Raw genomic sequence first — 16351 nt, 5'->3', positions numbered from 1 at the left:
ATTTACCTTTTAAGGATTCAAGTCGATCGTTCATCACATCGTGCTGACTAAGTATTTGTTTTAAGCAACAATAAAACCGTTTAAGCATAGCGCTTGCTGTCACTACCCCCTATGCTATAGCGACCAACAGATTACTTGTAAAAAGGATAGCTTGATGATCACCTTATATGGAACCCCACGCTCTCGCTCACTACGTGTGTCTTGGCTGCTCGAAGAATTAAACCTCGAATGGCACTACCACTACATTGATTTTCAAGCGGGCGAGCATCATGGCGAAGAGTATCTCGCAATTAATCCCTGTGGCAAAGTACCCGCCCTAAAAGACGATCAGCTTGTCATCAGTGAATCGGCAGCAATATGCCTCTATCTTGCTGAAAAATATGGTCCGCAGCTGTTGCCACAACCAGCGACTGCCGCCGCCGCTCTCCACCATCGCTGGCTAAGTTTCATTATCAGTGAATTAGAGCAAGGCCTATGGAGCATTGGTAAACATCGCTTTGCCCTGCCAGAAGCGCAACGTATTCCAGAAATGGTAGAAGTGGCAACTTGGGAGTTTGCAAAAGCCGCCGCCATTGCCGAGCAATGGCTTCCCGAACAAGACTATCTATTAGGGGAGCAATTTAGTGTGGCTGATATTCTACTTTGTCATACGCTCAACTGGGCAATGAGCTTCCAACAAACCTTACCGACTAAATTAATGGCCTACCGCAAGCGAGTCAGCCAACGACCCGCCTTAAACCGAGGTTTGGAAAAAGAAATCAATGGCAAAGCGATGAGTCACCTTTAAGCTGCAGAATTGCTTGCGGCAGTACCGACAATTGACCATCTCGCCGCTTGCTTAACGAATAAAGCCAGACTCTACTTGGTGATGCCTAAGATGACGACTATAATGCGCGGCATTACAGACTAGGATATACATCATGAGCGGTATCATTACTCTTAAAGCAAAACGTGACAAGGCTTTGTTACGTCGCCACCCTTGGATTTTTTCCAACGGTATTCATAAAGTTTCAGGTAAGCCTTTATCCGGTGAAACCGTGGAAATTTACAGCGCTGAGGGAAAATATTTAGCCACTGCCGCTTATTCTCCTGAATCCCAGATCCGCGCCCGAGTATGGAGTTTCCAGCAAACTCAGCTCATCGATAAAGCTTTCTTTGTTAAGCGCTTGCAAGATGCCGCAGCGGCTCGAGACATTCTGAGCCAATTTAGCGCCACCAATGCTTATCGTTTAGTGGCTGGCGAAAATGATGGCCTTCCCGGCATTACTATCGACCGCTACGCCAATGTATTAGTGATTCAGCTATTAAGCGCTGGTGCCGAATTTCAACGAGCTAACTTAATTGAAGCACTCAAGCAATGCTTTCCCAACGATGCAATATACGAGCGCTCAGATGTCGATGTGCGTAAAAAAGAAGGTTTAGAACCGGTACAAGGTTTACTCCATGGCGAGCTTCCCGCTCAGCCGATGGAGATTGAAGAGAATGGTTTACGCCTACTGATTAATATCGAAACTGGCCATAAAACCGGTTACTACCTCGACCAACGCAATAATCGCAAGTTAGTGGGTCAACTGGCCAAAGATAAGAAAATGCTAAATTGCTTCTGTTACACAGGTGGCTTTGGCACCTACGCCCTAGCTGGCGGCGCCAAAAAGGTCATCAACGTCGATGTCTCCGACGCAGCCCTTGAAATAGCCGCCCAAAATGTCCAGTTAAACAATCTAGACCCGAGCAAAATCACCCAACTCAACGCCGACGTTTTCAAGCAGTTACGGGTATACCGAGATTGCAATGAACAATTTGATATGATCGTGCTTGATCCACCAAAATTTGTCGACAGCAAGGCGAGTTTAAACCGCGCCAGTAGAGGTTATAAAGATATTAATATGCTGGCCATGCAAATGCTTCGCCCAGGCGGCCTGTTACTCACTTATTCCTGCTCAGGACTCATGCCAAGCAGTCTCTTTCAAAAGATTGTTGCCGATGCAGCCATTGATGCCAAACGTGAGCTGCAGTTTTTAAAGAGTCTGGAACAGGCTGAAGACCATCCTGTGGGTGGCCCCTACCCCGAAGGCCATTACCTCAAAGGCTTCTTATGCCGAGTCAAATAACAGCGGAAGGTATCAACTAAAGACATTTATTTAACAAAAAGCTAAAAAGAGCGTCACTGAAGAACTCCGTTGACGCCCTTTTTTAACTCATTCTAAGATAGTAATCTCGCCTCTGGTGGATCTCATTGTTCAAATTAATTGAACTCAATCACGCCTTTAATCAAGTCTCTGTTGTCGACCACATTTTGCTGATAGTTTTCGCCAAGTTGATCAAAATTGAAACGGTGGGTAAGCATCATGTTAGCGGTAAGTTTACCTGCCTTCATGAGTCCCTGTACCTTGGCAAAATCTTCTTGAGTAGCATTACGACTGGCAAATAAGCTGGTTTCTTTTTTATGGAAATCAGGATCACTTATCTCAAGATTTCCTTTAAACAAGCCAACAAAGACAATCTTACCACCGTGACGGATGTTATTCACCGCGCCATTCATCGCATGTCGATTACCTGTCGCATCAATAATGGTTTGCGCCAGTGAACCGTCAAAAGCTTCTGTCAATGCCGCCTGAAAGCCTTCGTCTAAGGGGTCAAGCGTTGCTAAGTTAAGCTCTTTTGCGACATGTTGCCGTCTTTCCAATTGGGTATCTGCCACAATCACATGCGCACCATCGGCAGCAGCTATCGCCGCAGCGCCTAAACCAATCGGTCCTGCGCCAACGACTAACACCGCTTCACCAGGCTCGAGCTGCGCACGACGCACCGCATGGGCACTAATGGCAAAAGGTTCGATCAATGCCGCAGTATTATTATCCACCCCGTTCACTTTCAAAATATTGGTTTTAGGCGCCGCAAGATATTCGCTAAAACCACCATCTCGGTGAACGCCAATAACCGAAATATTTTCACAACAGTTGGTTTTTCCGCTGCGACAAGAGGCACATTGATAACAGGCTACATAAGGGATCAATGCGACCTTGTCGCCAACTTCAAACTCAGTCCCCACCTCACTTCCGAGTTGGCAAATATCGCCACACAATTCGTGACCTAATACTCTGGGATAACTAAAGAAAGGTTGATTACCAGTATAGGCATGTATATCGGTGCCACATATCCCTACTGAAGATATTTTTATTAATACCTCATCTGGCTTCACTGAGGGGATGTCTAGCTCAACATATTGTAATTCGTAGGGCTTTTCACAAATTAATGACTTCATAAGCTTTCTCTAATTGATGATTTCCCTCTATTTTATTAGTCTTGCTTTTTATTATTTTTATCGCAACAAAGTTTGTGACGCAGCGCCATTTAATCTGCTTTTAAATGGTATTTAATGGCTTCGGAGGTAAAAAATGGCTAGAAATAAGAATTTGAGGGAAGGCACCGCAAACCAATTACTGGACGCGATCAGTTTGGGACATATCGAATCGCCTTTGCCTTCACAATCTTCACTCTCAGAACTTTTTAGTGTGAGTCGCACAACGGTACGTTATGTGCTGCAAGATCTTTGTGACAAAGGTGTATTAGAGTTTGAATCTGGTGAGTATTTAATTGCTCGAGCGCCGATGGAAGAAGATAGCTTTCTACGTTTTCTGTCGTCTAAAGATTTACAATCGATTGAATTTGAAAATTTCTTTAGTAATGCTATCCAAAAAAGATACATTCTCCCAGGACAAGAATTTACCGAGTTAGAACTCTCGAAACAGTCGAAGTGTTCCACCACGATTGTACGTGAATTTTTAATTCATTTTTCTCGATTTAGCTTAATTGAAAATATTGAGCGAGGTCGTTGGCGAATGGTGAAATTTGAAAAAAGCTATGCAGCAAGTTTATTTGAACTGAGAGAGATGTTGGAATGTCATGCCTTAAGTCGGTTTATGAATCTGCCTCGCAGTGATCCGCGCTGGCAAGAAGCACAATATTTATTGCATTCACATCGAGAGCTTCGAGATGTTGTGGTTGATGAATATCAAGCCTTTTCCGATTTGGATCATAAGTTTCATACTTTAATCCTATCGGCTGCAAACAATCCTTTTATGGACCAGTTCTGTGACATTATTTCCGTCATTTTTCACTACCACTATCAATGGGACAATAGTGATTTACGGAAAAGAAATATGATCGCTATTTCAGAACATATGGCAATACTAACTAAAATTCTCAGTGGCGATGATATTGGTGCAGTCGGAGAGTTACGTCATCATTTAGATTCAGCTAAAAAGTCCATGGAGAATAGTTTAATTATGGATAATCTATAAGGCAGTTAAAATCCCAAGCTATATTTTATGACGTAGTCAAATAAACAATTCAATATCCATTTTCTAATTATATTGATGCGCTCACTACCATAGAAAATAGCGAGAGTGTTCAGTTGTTGAATTCGACTGATTAATCAGCTGTAGCATTTTGTCACCCAGCCCCCTAGCCTCGATTAATCTTTCGACCTCACAATCATCGAAGTGACATATCACTCTTGGGATCTGCAGAATATCTGGTGCCTCATCAGTCTGTTGCTGCGTAACACTAACATCTGGAGCAAATAGCAGCGCTTGCGAAATACCATTTTCAATCCCTTCGGCTGGATAATATTCTAGCGTGGTTAAGCCCTTTTCACGACTGACTTCAATCATACTTGGCTGATTAAGCGAAATCACCAGAGGGAGCGCTGCAGTTTGACAAAATTTTACCAGTTGTGGATTAGGCGCGGTGCTAACAATGAAATGGGCTCCCGCTTGTTTTATGGATAACACTTGCTGCAGCGTCGACAAGCCGCCGACACCGATCAACATCTCGGGTAGGCGCTCTCTTAATAACTTAATTGCATCAATCGATAGCTCACAACAACCATCAATTTCGGTGGCAACAAAGCCATGTTCAATCAGCATCTTGGCAAAAGGAATGACCTGCTGTGCATTCTCAATCGCAATCACAGGAATAATTTTTAAAGCCTTGAGCCGTTGAATCATCGGACTCATCGTTAATCCTATTCATTAAGATGGTAATTTTGCTAAAGATCTTAAATAAAACAAGATCTTAAGATAGGTGAAGTTTACTTCAAAACTATTTTTCAGCTGCTTTACGAGTGGATTTTAGGCTGAATCTATACACTATAAATATCCAATAATGACAGCGTTCAACCACACCAACACAAGCCGCAAGCTTCTTCATCACTTCGTTATTTCGTTATTTCGTTATTTCGTTATTTCGTTATTTACATATCGTGATCGGGTCTCCTCAACGAATGCAATAGCAGCTACAGTTCAAGTTAAACGTAGCAACTATTGCAGACCCATCAGCCAATGCTTAACCAAACACCAAATTAGGTAAAGCGATAGAAATCATTGGGATATATGTAATAAATACCAAAGCAACGAGTAATAACAGCCAGAACGGTAAGACTTCTTTCACAAAGTCTTCGATAGCCACCTTGGTGATGGAACAGGTAGTAAACATCACCGTACCTAAAGGCGGCGTAATGGTACCAATTGCACTATTGAAGATAAAAATGATGCCAAAATGAACCGGGTCGATGCCATAACTTTTTGCCACCGGTGCCAACAGGGGAGCCAGTACGATCATCACTGCATTACCTTCCAAAAACATCCCCACTATCAGTAAGAACACATTCACTAACAACAAGAAGGTAAAAGGACTTTCAACCGAGCTCGTTAACCAAGCGGCTAAACTTTGGGGAATTTGCTCCCAAGTGAGGAACTTAGAAAAACCAACCGCAACGCATATAATCAGTAATACGTTAGCCGCAGATAAAACGGATTCTTTGGTAGCCTCCCACAACAACTTGGTATTCATTTCCTTATAAATAAACATACCAAGTACCAATGCGTACAACACTGCCGCAGCCCCTGCTTCGGTTGGCGTAAACACACCAAAACGAATCCCCCCGATAATCACGACCGGAAGCAATAAAGCTAAGAAGGCATCTTTTGCTGATACAGCGATCTCTTTAGTTGAGGCTCGTTTTTCTCTGATTGGCGCGTAATTTCGTTTATGGGAAATCGCCGACACCAATGCCATCATCATCAAACACAGTAATAAGCCAGGCATTAAACCTGCCAAAAATAACTTACCAATGGAAACGTTATTCACATAACCATAGATAATCAAAGCAATACCCGGTGGAATAATCGGGGTGATTAATGAAGACGCGGCAGTTACCGCAGAAGAAAACGAGGCGCTATAGCCACGGGCAACCATTTGTGGAACCAGTAACTTCGAGCCCATCGCAGCATCAGCAATATTAGAGCCGGACAAGCCCCCCATTAAAGTGCTTAATACCACATTGACCTGAGCAAGACCGCCATTCAAATGGCCAGTCAATACTTCTGCAAATTTGAGTAAGCGATTACTAATGCCCGAATGATTCATAAACACACCGGCCATCACAAAAAATGGAATTGCCAACAGCGTCACCGATTCAAGACCGCCAGCTAAACGCTGTACCAGCATCATCATCGGTAAATGATCGTTCAGTAAAAAGTAAGATAAGGTTGCAATAAATATACAAAAAGCGACTGGAATACCAATGGCAAATAGCAATAACAATGCAGAAATAGGCAATATGACAGACATAACTAGTCTTCCCTATTGTGAGAAATTAAAGACGAATAGAGCTGACAAAGTTGGTGATAAAGCATGAGACAAGCACTAACGGGGACAGCTGCATAAATATAAATGTACGGGATCTTCAAGGCTGGGGTAAAACGCACTTGTGAAAAAGGTAATAACTTAAAACCCCAGTAAATCATAAAGCCGATAGCAATGATCATCAGGATCGGCCTAAATATATTGTCGATAAAATAAGCCACTGGCTGAGGACATTTTCGAACTAGAAAGTCGATTCGAACCAATTCATCGCTTCTCATCAATGCACTGGCTCCCATAAACGTCATCCAAACAAAAAGGCTGAGGCAAACTTCTTCCACCCATGAACTAGGCGCATTAAATACATATCGGGTAATCACTCCATAACCCATAAGTAAAACGATAATCGCAAGAAAAACAGCGGCCACTACAGTATCGACACGACTAATTTTGTCGATTATTTTAGCTATTTTCATACTGCTAAAAGCCTTTGAATTACTTAAAGAAAGTTGTGTGTGCATGACACTCTCCGGTTTCACATATTGAGGGGCCAAGAGTGGCCCCTCAATCAATTACATCTCAGCTAACTTAGCTTGTACATCTTGATAAAGGTTTGGAGACCATTCAGGGAATTCGCTTTGTACCACCTTACGAGCAGACGCTTCAAATGCCTTGATGTCTACTTCATTTACAGTAACACCCTCAGCTTTCAACTGATCAATAGCTTCTTTTTCGGCCTTGTTGATCAGCTCAGCGTCGTAACGAACCATATCTCGGCTGGTATCCAGAATGATTTTCTGTTGAGTTTTGCTTAAGCTATTCCAGAAATCAGTACCGGCAACAAATGGTGACATATGCTTGGTGTGCGCCGTTAAATTAAGATTCTTCACGACTTCATAAAATTTACCGCCCAACAAAACAACCGCTGGGTTTTCGACACCATCAATCACACCTTGAGATAGACCAGGATAAACATCAGAAAGAGACATCGGTGCGGGTACCCCACCCATTGCTTTCACGGTTGCCACAAATAATCTAGAGTGTTGAACGCGAACTTTTTCGCCTTTGAGGTCAGCAGGAGAGAAAACCGCTTTTCTAGACAACAAATGGCGAGTCCCATACACCACATCGGGAACGACAATTTTTAGCCCTTTTTCACTCAGTTGATTACTTAAGCCCTCAAACCACTCACTATGAAGTAATTTTGATTTTTTCTCAAAGGACTGTGAAAGATAGGGCGCATTGATAATCCCCAGATCTGGCACCGTATCCATTAAATAACCATAAGAGCTGATTGAAATAATATTTGCACCAAATTTAGCTTGCTCTAAAAGCTCAGTTTCACCGCCCAACTGACTTGATGGAAATAATTTGAACTCGATATCACCATTTGATTTTTTGGCGACTTGCTCAGCCCAATAGTGCATCGCTTTATCAATCGGTTCACCCGGTTGGTTACCATAAGCAATCATTACTTTAGTAGTAGCATGCGCGCAAACACTCATCGCCAAGCTTACGCCAATCACGGCAGCGACTTTTTTTAAGTTTCTTTTTATGATGTTCATATACGTCCCTTATGTAGTTATCTATTACTTCACGTGAATAAGTATTAAAGTTGCGATAGTGCTTCTTTAACGCCCAATGTTTTTATATTGCTAAAGGATTCGGTAACCAGTGATTGCACATTGGCTAAACGAGTGAGGTCAACACCCCAGTGTTCTGCCATCGATAAAAACCCTTCTATATTTGAAGCATGGTTATCTGATTTTTTACGCCAAACACTAAATTTATCTAATAAGTCTTGATTATCGGAAAGTGGAATATCTTCATCATTTCTTTTCCCTAAATAAAAGCAATACAATGCAGCCAAACTAAAACAAAGATGTTTAGGCGCAGAGCCATTTTGCTGAACATAGCTAATAAGCTGAGGCAATAAGCGAGTCTTAAATTTAGTTAAAGAGTTAAGTGCAATCGAAGTTAAGTAGTGTTTGATAAATGGGTTTTTGAATCGGCTAATAACACTTACTTTAAACTCATCAAGCTCTTGTTTATCCATGTTAAGAACAGGAATAATTTCGTCATCAAGTAAGCACTCTAGGAACTCGGCAATTTGAGGATCATTTACCGACTCGCTCACCGTATCTAAACCAGCAAGATAAGCAACTGGTACCATCGCCGTATGTGCACCATTTAAGATACCGACTTTTCTTTCTTTATAAGGCTTAATATCTGAAACAATCTTTATATTCAGTGGGCACTGCTCTAAACGAAGTTTTTCATTCAGCCAACTTGGCCCTTGAATCACAAATAAATAAAAATGTTCCGCAGCGACTAGAAAATCATCATGATAACCAAGTTCAATGTCGAGTTGATTAATTTCATCTTTTGGAAAGCCAGTCACAATCCTATCTACCAGCGTAGAACAAAAAGTATTGGCCGTATTAACCCAAGCAATAAACGCTTCTGATAACTGCCATTGCTGGGCGTATTTTATCACGAACTCTTGTAGCTTTTCCCCATTATAATCAATTAGTTCACAGGGTAAAAAAATCAAACCTTTATCTTCGCTGCCGTTAAAATGAACGAAGCGATGATGCAAAAATTTTGTCACCTTCGCGGGAAAAGATGTCGGTGGGTAATCAGTCAGTTGGTCATTTTCATTGAAGCTAATCCCAGCTTCAGTGGTATTTGAGACTACCCATTCAAGCTCTGGGTTCTGTGCAATAGCCATCACCTGGTCAAACTCACCATATGCCAACAGTTCTCGATTGACAGAGCTAATCACTCTAGGCTGAGAGATACTTTCGCCGACTTCATTAATTCCTCGAATCAATGCCGTGTACAAACCGCCTTGCTGGTCTAACTTAGGGTGTCCGGCATCAATTGGCCGAACAATGGTAATACCTGCATTAAAATCGGTATGTTCGTTCAATAGATCAAATTGCCAATCTATAAATGCGCGTAAGAAGTTACCTTCGCCAAACTGAATTATTTTCTCAGGCCGGGTCGGAAAAACTGCGCTATCTCTGGTTAATCGTTGTTCCATTACTTTATTCCTATGCGATAGGGAAGCTGTTTGTCGGACAGGTGTTATCGAATGTGTTTGAAGTGTATTTGTTAAAAATAAGCTTTTATTAAACAAAGTAAGCAAACGTGTCATCGATCATTGTTATCTGTTTTTTATCTGTTCTTTATGATTTTAATAGCTAGCGAATGAGCAAATAAGGCATTCAATTTACCTATATCTCCCAGAAACTAAGCATTAAGGAATTTTTATCGGTTTTTTATTGATTTAAATACAGCGATGGGAATAAACTGATTACGTCGGACAGGGTAACTTGCATAAAGGTGCCCATGAAACAGTATATTCAACTCCATCCTCAAGATAATGTTCTAGTTTGTTTAGAGCCTTTAAACAAACAGCAACAATTAGTCATTGGCAATAAAACCATCGAACTCAGCAGCGATCTGGATCGAGGCAGTAAAGTTGCACTCAGCGACATTGCCGCAGGTTGTAACATTATTAAGTATGGTTCGGCGATCGGTCATGCCAGTGTCGATATCCGCCAAGGTGAATGGGTACATACCCATAACATTAAAACCAATCTTGCCGATACCCATCAATATCACTATCAACCCATCACTTGTCCGCCGGCGGATATAAAACAGGCTGAACGCTCCTTTAACGGTTATCAACGCCCTAATGGTGATGTTGCTATTCGCAATGAAATATGGGTGATCCCAACGGTTGGCTGCGTAAACGGCATCGCTCAACAAGCGATCACTCTATTCCGAAGCAAATACCCAGACTTAGACTGCGATGGTGTTTATTTATTCCCCCATAATTATGGCTGCTCCCAGCTCGGTGATGATCACGAGAATACCCGCCAAATATTAGCCAATATGGTGAAACACCCAAATGCAGGCGGAGTTTTAGTGATGGGGCTAGGCTGTGAAAATAATCAAGTGGATGCCTTTAAACAATTAGTCGGAGACGTTGACCACGAACGCGTGAAGTACATGGAAGCGCAGCGAGAAAACAATGAAATCACTGCGGCGGTTGCGCAACTAGAGAAAATTTATGCGGTGGTGAAACAGGATCGACGCACCCCAATGAGTATCGGCAAACTTAAAGTAGGTCTCGAATGCGGGGGCTCCGATGGTCTATCCGGTATTACTGCTAATCCCTTACTTGGCCGATTCTCTGATTACCTCATCAGCCTTGGTGGCACTTCAGTTTTAACCGAAGTACCTGAAATGTTTGGCGCAGAACATCTATTATTTGAACGTTGTATCGACGAACCCACTTTCAGCGCTGCCGTAGAAATGATTAATAGCTTCAAGCAATATTTTATCGACCACAAGCAGCCGATTTACGAAAATCCATCTCCCGGTAATAAAAAAGGTGGTATTTCAACCCTTGAAGATAAATCGATGGGCTGCACTCAAAAAGCTGGCTCTAGCGCGGTCATGGGCGTATTAAAATACACCGACAGGCTCACGATTCCGGGGCTTAATTTACTGAGTGCTCCAGGTAATGATGCCGTAGCAACCTCGGCATTGGCCGCCAGTGGCTGCCATATCGTATTATTTTCTACCGGTCGAGGAACACCTTACGGCGGCTTTGTTCCCACCTTAAAACTTGCAACAAATTCAGAGCTTGCCAATAAAAAACCACATTGGATCGATTTTAACGCCGGGGCCTTAATTGACGGCCAAACAATGGAACAGCTATTAGAAGGTTTTATTGATTTAGTCTGTGATATTGCCAATGGAGCGCCAACTAAAAATGAAGTGAACGGCATTCGTGAACTGGCTATTTTTAAATCGGGGGTCACTCTGTAACGCGAACGCCGATAAACCCCACCAACTCATTGACCTAGCCGTTCATTCTCGGTTAGGTCGACTACACCTTCGGTTTGAGCCGCTCGCAAATTCCATAATTTCACGCAGTAAAATATCGGCATGTGATCGCGAATACTGATCGCCTTATCCCCTTGCAATTGCTTAATGTTGTCTAACCATTGCTGCACCGATTCACGCACATGCTGATTTATGTCAGGAAGCTTCATGCTTAAGGCTTTGCGCCGACTTTCCTGAGTTTTAATGGTATCCCAAATCAGTTGCTTGTATTCTTCAGCGGTTTTTTCTGGTCGTTGAAAACGCAACTGTTGATCTGCTTGAATATAAATCAACTCACCTAAATCATGATAACAAAAATGCAACGCAGGTAGATTGGGCGGCAGCATCGGGATGGGATCTTTCGCATGCTCCACACGCCATACAGGCCTACCTTTATGCAAATCCGTAAAAGCTTGATTGCCAACCCGCGGCGCACCAAAAATATATAAGCCAGTGGCTTGTTTCACTTTAGCAAAACACAAGCTAGCCAGAGCGCCCCCCAAGCTATGACCCGTCATCCAAATAGCACGATCTGGATTTTCAGCAATACGCTGTTGAATAAACCTATGTAATCCTTCGGAGCCCCCCCATATTTCATCTAAGGCTTTAGAAAACCCAGTATGCACTTTGCCACCTTGCGAAAATGAGCTTGGAATAGCCTGAAGATTAGTACTCATCTCATACAGCATAGAGAGCGATTTAAGCTCGGTGCCGCGAAAACTAATCAGCAAACAACACTCATTCCAAGCGGCCATGCATTCGGTGCCAGTTCCTTTAAAAAAATGAAAATGTTCAAAGCCTGCCAACTTAAACGCCAAACGCGCAAACCCGGGATGGGCGTAAACTAATAAGGCACAGTCGGCTAACCAACTTGCATTCACTAAAGAAAAGCTTTGATTATGTGCCTCAAATGGAGATGTCTCTGCCTCATCAAAGTAACAGTAATCCATATCTGGCGGTACAATCGGGTAGGTTTTTGGGTCGGGCAACGGTTTTATCAATGTCGCAACTCATGATGAATCAAAGCCAAATTATAGCGCTTTCAACGGCCAACTTTAAAGTAAGCCCATCAACTCATTCGAGTTTAATATCAACACCGCGAAAGCCGCAGCAATAAATAAGCAATATCCCTTTTAAAATCACGACAAAGCACACCGAAACCATCACATATCAAGGATTAAAGAGGACTCATCGTAGCGAATACTGTCCATTTCACGAGGTTCATTTCTGAATGGAGAGCAATTCAGATATGACTGATTCGTTGCTTAGACGTAAAAAAAACACTCCAGACAGAGCAGTTTAAATGACTATAAATGTGGCTGACCTGACTATCTCTTGTGTCTAATCCAGTTAGACAGATAACCCCCATAACCAGAAGCAAATACCAACAAAATGGACAATCTGAATAGCACTGCTTTTTTCAAAATGCTTCCTGCTTTACATGCCCGAATTGCCCCTTAAAACTCTTTTGTGTTTTTCATGATATAAATCCCGATTATTTAGTATTAATCGATCGGTACTTCCTTCGAAATGTAGCCCAATAATGTATCGAGATTGAAAACACTGATTCATCATATTCCTTGTAAAGAGAACTGCTTATGAAAAGTAACAGCGCCTTGTTACAGCAAGGGAATCACTAGCCATTGGCATATACCAAGCTAAAAACTAACGGATGATGGCTGGACAACGATGTTCTTTTCATGATTGCGAAGCACTGCTTTGCATCATTTTCTCAACCAAGTAGTCGACAAATACACGAACCCTCGCAGGGATATTTTGACCACCGATGAAAACAGCATGAATGGATTCTCGGTCTTGGGGATTAAAATCTTCTAATAAAGGCACTAACTGTCCATCGGCCAAAAGCTGTTCAATATGAAAATTACCTACCCGAGTAATTCCAATTCCTTGTAGCGCGAGTTCAACGAGAGTTTCACCGTTATTTGCGATGATATTACCGCTTACCGGTAGCATAAAATCCTGACCATTTTCTCGAAACGGCCAGCCGGGTTCTAAGCGTCGAAAACTAAAATCCAAACAATTATGATATTTTAAGTCCGCTGGTGTTTGTGGAATACCTGCATCAGCAAGATACTCGGGTGAAGCGACCACGGTTCGGCCGGTCTCTCCCAAGCGACGGGCATGCAGTCCACTGTCTGGTAATGGACCAAAACGGATAGCAATATCGGTATCGCCTGCACTCACATTACTGATTTGATCGCTGACATCCATCTCGACCACAATATTGGGATAGCGTTGCAGAAATTCCTTAAACAAAGGCACGATGCTTAGCCGACTATGTGCCGTCGCAGTGCTGACTTTGATGATCCCACTGGGGCGTCCACGGTTAGCGAGCGCTGATTCTGTATCGTCTAAATCTTTTAAGATCCTGCGGGCTGCAAGTGCGTAAGATTCACCTTCACTGGTAAGATGAAGGCTGCGTGTACTGCGCACAATCAGACGAATACCGAGTCGTTTTTCAATTCGAGTCATGATACGGCTAACTGCTGATGGGCTGAGCCCTAATTCTCTCGCTGCACCACTTAAGCTGCCAGTACACGCTACCGACAGAAAGGTTTCCATTTCTGCGGTTCTATCTGTTTTGCCCTGTTTCATTTGTGATTCCAATGCAAAGCTGTGTGACCATTCAACAGGATATTCATAGGCTAGCGATTTAGCTATATTCCTTTACATCATAAATTAACGAGATTTTATATGAAATTCAATGCTCCTTTGTTCGCACTTGCCATTGGTGCTTTTGGTATTGGTGTGACCGAGTTTTCCCCGATGGGGATGTTACCGGTTATTGCCCACGATTTAGCGGTTTCGATTCCTACAGCCGGGTTGCTAATTAGTGCATATGCCTTTGGGGTTTTAATTGGGGCCCCAGTCATGACGTTGGCGTTTGCCAATATGTCACGCCGACGTTTACTGCTGCTGTCGATGGGTATTTTTACCTTAGGTAATTTGGTGTCCGCGATGGCCGATAGCTATACCACATTAATGATTGGACGAATCGTCACGTCATTCAATCATGGTGCTTTCTTTGGGGTTGGTGCTGTCGTCGCAACCAGCATAGTTCCAATAGAAAAGCGTGCGGGTGCCGTGGCGGCGATGTTTTCAGGACTCACCCTTGCAACCATTGGTGGCGTTCCTTTGGCATCATTTATCGGTGAAACCATTGGTTGGCGTCCCGCTTTTTTCGCCATTGCTGCAATTGGCTTAGTGACCATGTTCGCCTTGAGGATTTCATTACCACCACTTGCTAATGAGCGTAAAGTGAACATGCGTGATGAACTTCGGGTATTAACCAAAGGCCCCGTACTGGCGGCGTTACTATTAACTGTCGTCAGCGCCAGTTCAATGTTCACCGTATTTACTTATATTGTGCCAATTTTGCAAGATGAAACGCATGCCTCAACGGCTTTTGTCACTGCGATGTTGATGTTGTATGGCTTAGGTCTCGCCATCGGAAATATTCTCGGTGGTCGCTACGCGGATCGCTCGCTGGATTTAACGCTGATCGTCTCTTTGGTTTCAGTGATTGTCTTACTCGCGATTTTTTCAGTAAGCACATCATCTCAGATACTCGCGGCACCCTTGATCTTCCTCTGGGGCATTGCCAGCTTTGCTATGGTTCCACCATTGCAGTCATTGGTTGTGCAGGAGGCCAAAGAAGCGCCCAATCTGGCATCTGCAATGAATATTGGTGCCTTTAATCTTGGTAATGCGCTTGGCGCAGTGCTCGGTGGGGCAGTGATTAGTGCGGAGCTAGGATTGTCTTCGGTTCCTTTAGCTGGTTCTGGCACCGCAGTGCTTGGCTTGATTATGGTTTTGTACTTCAGACGTGGGCGTCTTCATCAAAAAAAATCTAGCTTAGCAGACGCTTACTAGCCCTTATTTATCACCACAGAATGCCATCAGATATTGGCTAAACGTTGGTAATCTTCGTCATTTTGAGGGTGATAAATATTTAATCGACCGCTAGTCGTATCGCCACTAAAGCTCCACCATATTTGTTTTTTAAGCGAGAGCAAACCTAGTTCGGCATGTACAAAATCAAACTGAAACTGTTCCGGCTGTAGCACGGTATTGCGCGCCCATGCTTCAGTAAAAATAGCTGAGGTATTCTGAAAATGACAGACCCGTTTTTTTAAGATCAGATCATTGGAACGTGAGGCGCTTGCACTGCGTAAAAAGCCTGCCATCCGGGTCAGTTGCTCTGCCAGAATATGCTTATCGTCGATCTGTAAAAACTGCTGCCATTTGCTGTGAGTCATGGTGAGATAGATATAATTTCGCTCTTCTTCCGGAAGAGCATTCACATCAAACCCACACAATCGATTAAATGATTGATTACATTCAATAATGTCGAAATAGTCATTCACCAGCAAGGCCGGAAGCGGATTCAACTGTGTTAAAAGCCGCTGCGTTTCTCGAGTGATATACATACACGGATCTTTGACCTCGGTTTGCCCAGATAAGGCAAGCGTCTTGAGGTATTGTTCTTCTGATAAGCTTAAACGCAGTGTCTGACAGAGCGCTGCGAGTACTTCAGGAGAAATACCTGCAGCCTTTCCTCGTTCGATTTTGCTATACCACACGGTACTTATCCCTGCGATAGCGGCCACGTCTTCGCGTCTCAACCCGGGCGTTCGAGTGCGAGCTGGTTTGGGGAGCCCTATCATCTCTGGCGCTAAATTCTCTCGTTTACGACGTAAAAAATCGCCGATAACTTGCAAGTTATTACCGAGCATCTTCTATCCTGATATCAGTTATACGTGTCTAAGTAGTTTCTTGT

14 protein-coding genes are annotated in these 16351 nt (G+C 43.1%); 5 read left to right on the top strand and 9 right to left on the bottom strand.

Annotated elements, in window-relative coordinates; genetic code table 11:
• Positions 1 to 154: 154 nt before the first annotated feature.
• Positions 155 to 787 carry a glutathione S-transferase family protein gene (locus ACRRSY_RS05665; RefSeq protein ID WP_432454129.1) on the top strand — a complete coding sequence of 211 codons (633 nt, stop codon included), beginning with the start codon at positions 155 to 157 and terminating at the stop codon, positions 785 to 787.
• Positions 788 to 920: 133 nt separating this feature from the next.
• Positions 921 to 2111 carry a class I SAM-dependent methyltransferase gene (locus ACRRSY_RS05660; RefSeq protein ID WP_432454130.1) on the top strand — a complete coding sequence of 397 codons (1191 nt, stop codon included), beginning with the start codon at positions 921 to 923 and terminating at the stop codon, positions 2109 to 2111.
• Between the two features lie 134 nt (positions 2112 to 2245).
• Here the strand turns inward: ACRRSY_RS05660 and ACRRSY_RS05655 are convergent, their stop codons facing one another.
• Positions 2246 to 3265: a zinc-binding alcohol dehydrogenase family protein gene (locus ACRRSY_RS05655; protein ID WP_432454131.1), complete on the bottom strand. Its 1020-nt coding sequence runs from the start codon at positions 3263 to 3265 to the stop codon at positions 2246 to 2248.
• A 133-nt stretch (positions 3266 to 3398) separates the two neighbouring features.
• Here ACRRSY_RS05655 and ACRRSY_RS05650 point away from each other — a divergent pair, with 133 nt between their 5' ends.
• Positions 3399 to 4304, top strand: a complete 906-nt coding sequence (locus ACRRSY_RS05650) for a GntR family transcriptional regulator (RefSeq protein ID WP_432458863.1) — start codon at positions 3399 to 3401, stop codon at positions 4302 to 4304.
• Between the two features lie 84 nt (positions 4305 to 4388).
• Here ACRRSY_RS05650 and ACRRSY_RS05645 read toward each other — a convergent pair whose 3' ends face one another.
• The 5 genes from ACRRSY_RS05645 to ACRRSY_RS05625 form a co-directional block, all read right to left on the bottom strand.
• Entirely contained in the window at positions 4389 to 5021 is a 633-nt protein-coding gene (locus ACRRSY_RS05645) for a bifunctional 4-hydroxy-2-oxoglutarate aldolase/2-dehydro-3-deoxy-phosphogluconate aldolase (RefSeq protein ID WP_432454133.1), read from the bottom strand.
• 328 nt (positions 5022 to 5349) lie between these two features.
• The gene (locus ACRRSY_RS05640) at positions 5350 to 6636 is read right to left on the bottom strand and encodes a TRAP transporter large permease (protein ID WP_432454134.1); all 1287 of its coding nucleotides are present in this window, start codon (positions 6634 to 6636) and stop codon (positions 5350 to 5352) included.
• Between the two features lie 2 nt (positions 6637 to 6638).
• Complete coding sequence (locus tag ACRRSY_RS05635) at positions 6639 to 7124, bottom strand: TRAP transporter small permease (RefSeq protein ID WP_432454135.1); 486 nt, start codon at positions 7122 to 7124, stop codon at positions 6639 to 6641.
• 96 nt (positions 7125 to 7220) lie between these two features.
• Positions 7221 to 8213 carry a C4-dicarboxylate TRAP transporter substrate-binding protein gene (locus ACRRSY_RS05630; protein ID WP_432454136.1) on the bottom strand — a complete coding sequence of 331 codons (993 nt, stop codon included), beginning with the start codon at positions 8211 to 8213 and terminating at the stop codon, positions 7221 to 7223.
• 44 nt (positions 8214 to 8257) lie between these two features.
• Positions 8258 to 9694, bottom strand: coding sequence for a tagaturonate reductase (locus ACRRSY_RS05625; RefSeq protein WP_432454137.1), 1437 nt, complete (start codon positions 9692 to 9694; stop codon positions 8258 to 8260).
• 308 nt (positions 9695 to 10002) lie between these two features.
• Between ACRRSY_RS05625 and ACRRSY_RS05620 the strand changes: the two genes are divergently transcribed.
• Positions 10003 to 11493, top strand: a complete 1491-nt coding sequence (locus ACRRSY_RS05620) for a UxaA family hydrolase (protein WP_432454138.1) — start codon at positions 10003 to 10005, stop codon at positions 11491 to 11493.
• A 26-nt stretch (positions 11494 to 11519) separates the two neighbouring features.
• Here ACRRSY_RS05620 and ACRRSY_RS05615 read toward each other — a convergent pair whose 3' ends face one another.
• Complete coding sequence (locus ACRRSY_RS05615; RefSeq protein ID WP_432464516.1) at positions 11520 to 12539, bottom strand: lipase family protein; 1020 nt, start codon at positions 12537 to 12539, stop codon at positions 11520 to 11522.
• A 709-nt stretch (positions 12540 to 13248) separates the two neighbouring features.
• Entirely contained in the window at positions 13249 to 14166 is a 918-nt protein-coding gene (locus tag ACRRSY_RS05610) for a LysR family transcriptional regulator (RefSeq protein ID WP_432454140.1), read from the bottom strand.
• Positions 14167 to 14265: 99 nt separating this feature from the next.
• Between ACRRSY_RS05610 and ACRRSY_RS05605 the strand changes: the two genes are divergently transcribed.
• Entirely contained in the window at positions 14266 to 15444 is a 1179-nt protein-coding gene (locus ACRRSY_RS05605) for an MFS transporter (RefSeq protein ID WP_432454141.1), read from the top strand.
• Between the two features lie 26 nt (positions 15445 to 15470).
• Here the strand turns inward: ACRRSY_RS05605 and ACRRSY_RS05600 are convergent, their stop codons facing one another.
• The gene (locus ACRRSY_RS05600; protein WP_432454142.1) at positions 15471 to 16307 is read right to left on the bottom strand and encodes a helix-turn-helix domain-containing protein; all 837 of its coding nucleotides are present in this window, start codon (positions 16305 to 16307) and stop codon (positions 15471 to 15473) included.
• Between the last annotated feature and the right edge of the window lie 44 nt (positions 16308 to 16351).

The sequence above is a fragment of the Agarivorans sp. QJM3NY_33 genome (genome assembly GCF_050870865.2).
Taxonomy (GTDB): Bacteria; Pseudomonadota; Gammaproteobacteria; order Enterobacterales; family Celerinatantimonadaceae; genus Agarivorans.
This window is presented reverse-complemented; position numbering and strand designations above follow the sequence as displayed.

Coding starts and splice junctions, on each gene's coding strand:
- ACRRSY_RS05650 (WP_432458863.1), top strand. CDS start 3,399: ATGGCTAGAAATAAGAATTTGAGGGAAGGCACCGCAAACCAATTACTG.
- ACRRSY_RS05625 (WP_432454137.1), bottom strand. CDS start 9,694: ATGGAACAACGATTAACCAGAGATAGCGCAGTTTTTCCGACCCGGCCT.
- ACRRSY_RS05660 (WP_432454130.1), top strand. CDS start 921: ATGAGCGGTATCATTACTCTTAAAGCAAAACGTGACAAGGCTTTGTTA.
- ACRRSY_RS05635 (WP_432454135.1), bottom strand. CDS start 7,124: ATGAAAATAGCTAAAATAATCGACAAAATTAGTCGTGTCGATACTGTA.
- ACRRSY_RS05630 (WP_432454136.1), bottom strand. CDS start 8,213: ATGAACATCATAAAAAGAAACTTAAAAAAAGTCGCTGCCGTGATTGGC.
- ACRRSY_RS05665 (WP_432454129.1), top strand. CDS start 155: ATGATCACCTTATATGGAACCCCACGCTCTCGCTCACTACGTGTGTCT.
- ACRRSY_RS05605 (WP_432454141.1), top strand. CDS start 14,266: ATGAAATTCAATGCTCCTTTGTTCGCACTTGCCATTGGTGCTTTTGGT.
- ACRRSY_RS05620 (WP_432454138.1), top strand. CDS start 10,003: ATGAAACAGTATATTCAACTCCATCCTCAAGATAATGTTCTAGTTTGT.
- ACRRSY_RS05645 (WP_432454133.1), bottom strand. CDS start 5,021: ATGAGTCCGATGATTCAACGGCTCAAGGCTTTAAAAATTATTCCTGTG.
- ACRRSY_RS05655 (WP_432454131.1), bottom strand. CDS start 3,265: ATGAAGTCATTAATTTGTGAAAAGCCCTACGAATTACAATATGTTGAG.
- ACRRSY_RS05610 (WP_432454140.1), bottom strand. CDS start 14,166: ATGAAACAGGGCAAAACAGATAGAACCGCAGAAATGGAAACCTTTCTG.
- ACRRSY_RS05640 (WP_432454134.1), bottom strand. CDS start 6,636: ATGTCTGTCATATTGCCTATTTCTGCATTGTTATTGCTATTTGCCATT.
- ACRRSY_RS05600 (WP_432454142.1), bottom strand. CDS start 16,307: ATGCTCGGTAATAACTTGCAAGTTATCGGCGATTTTTTACGTCGTAAA.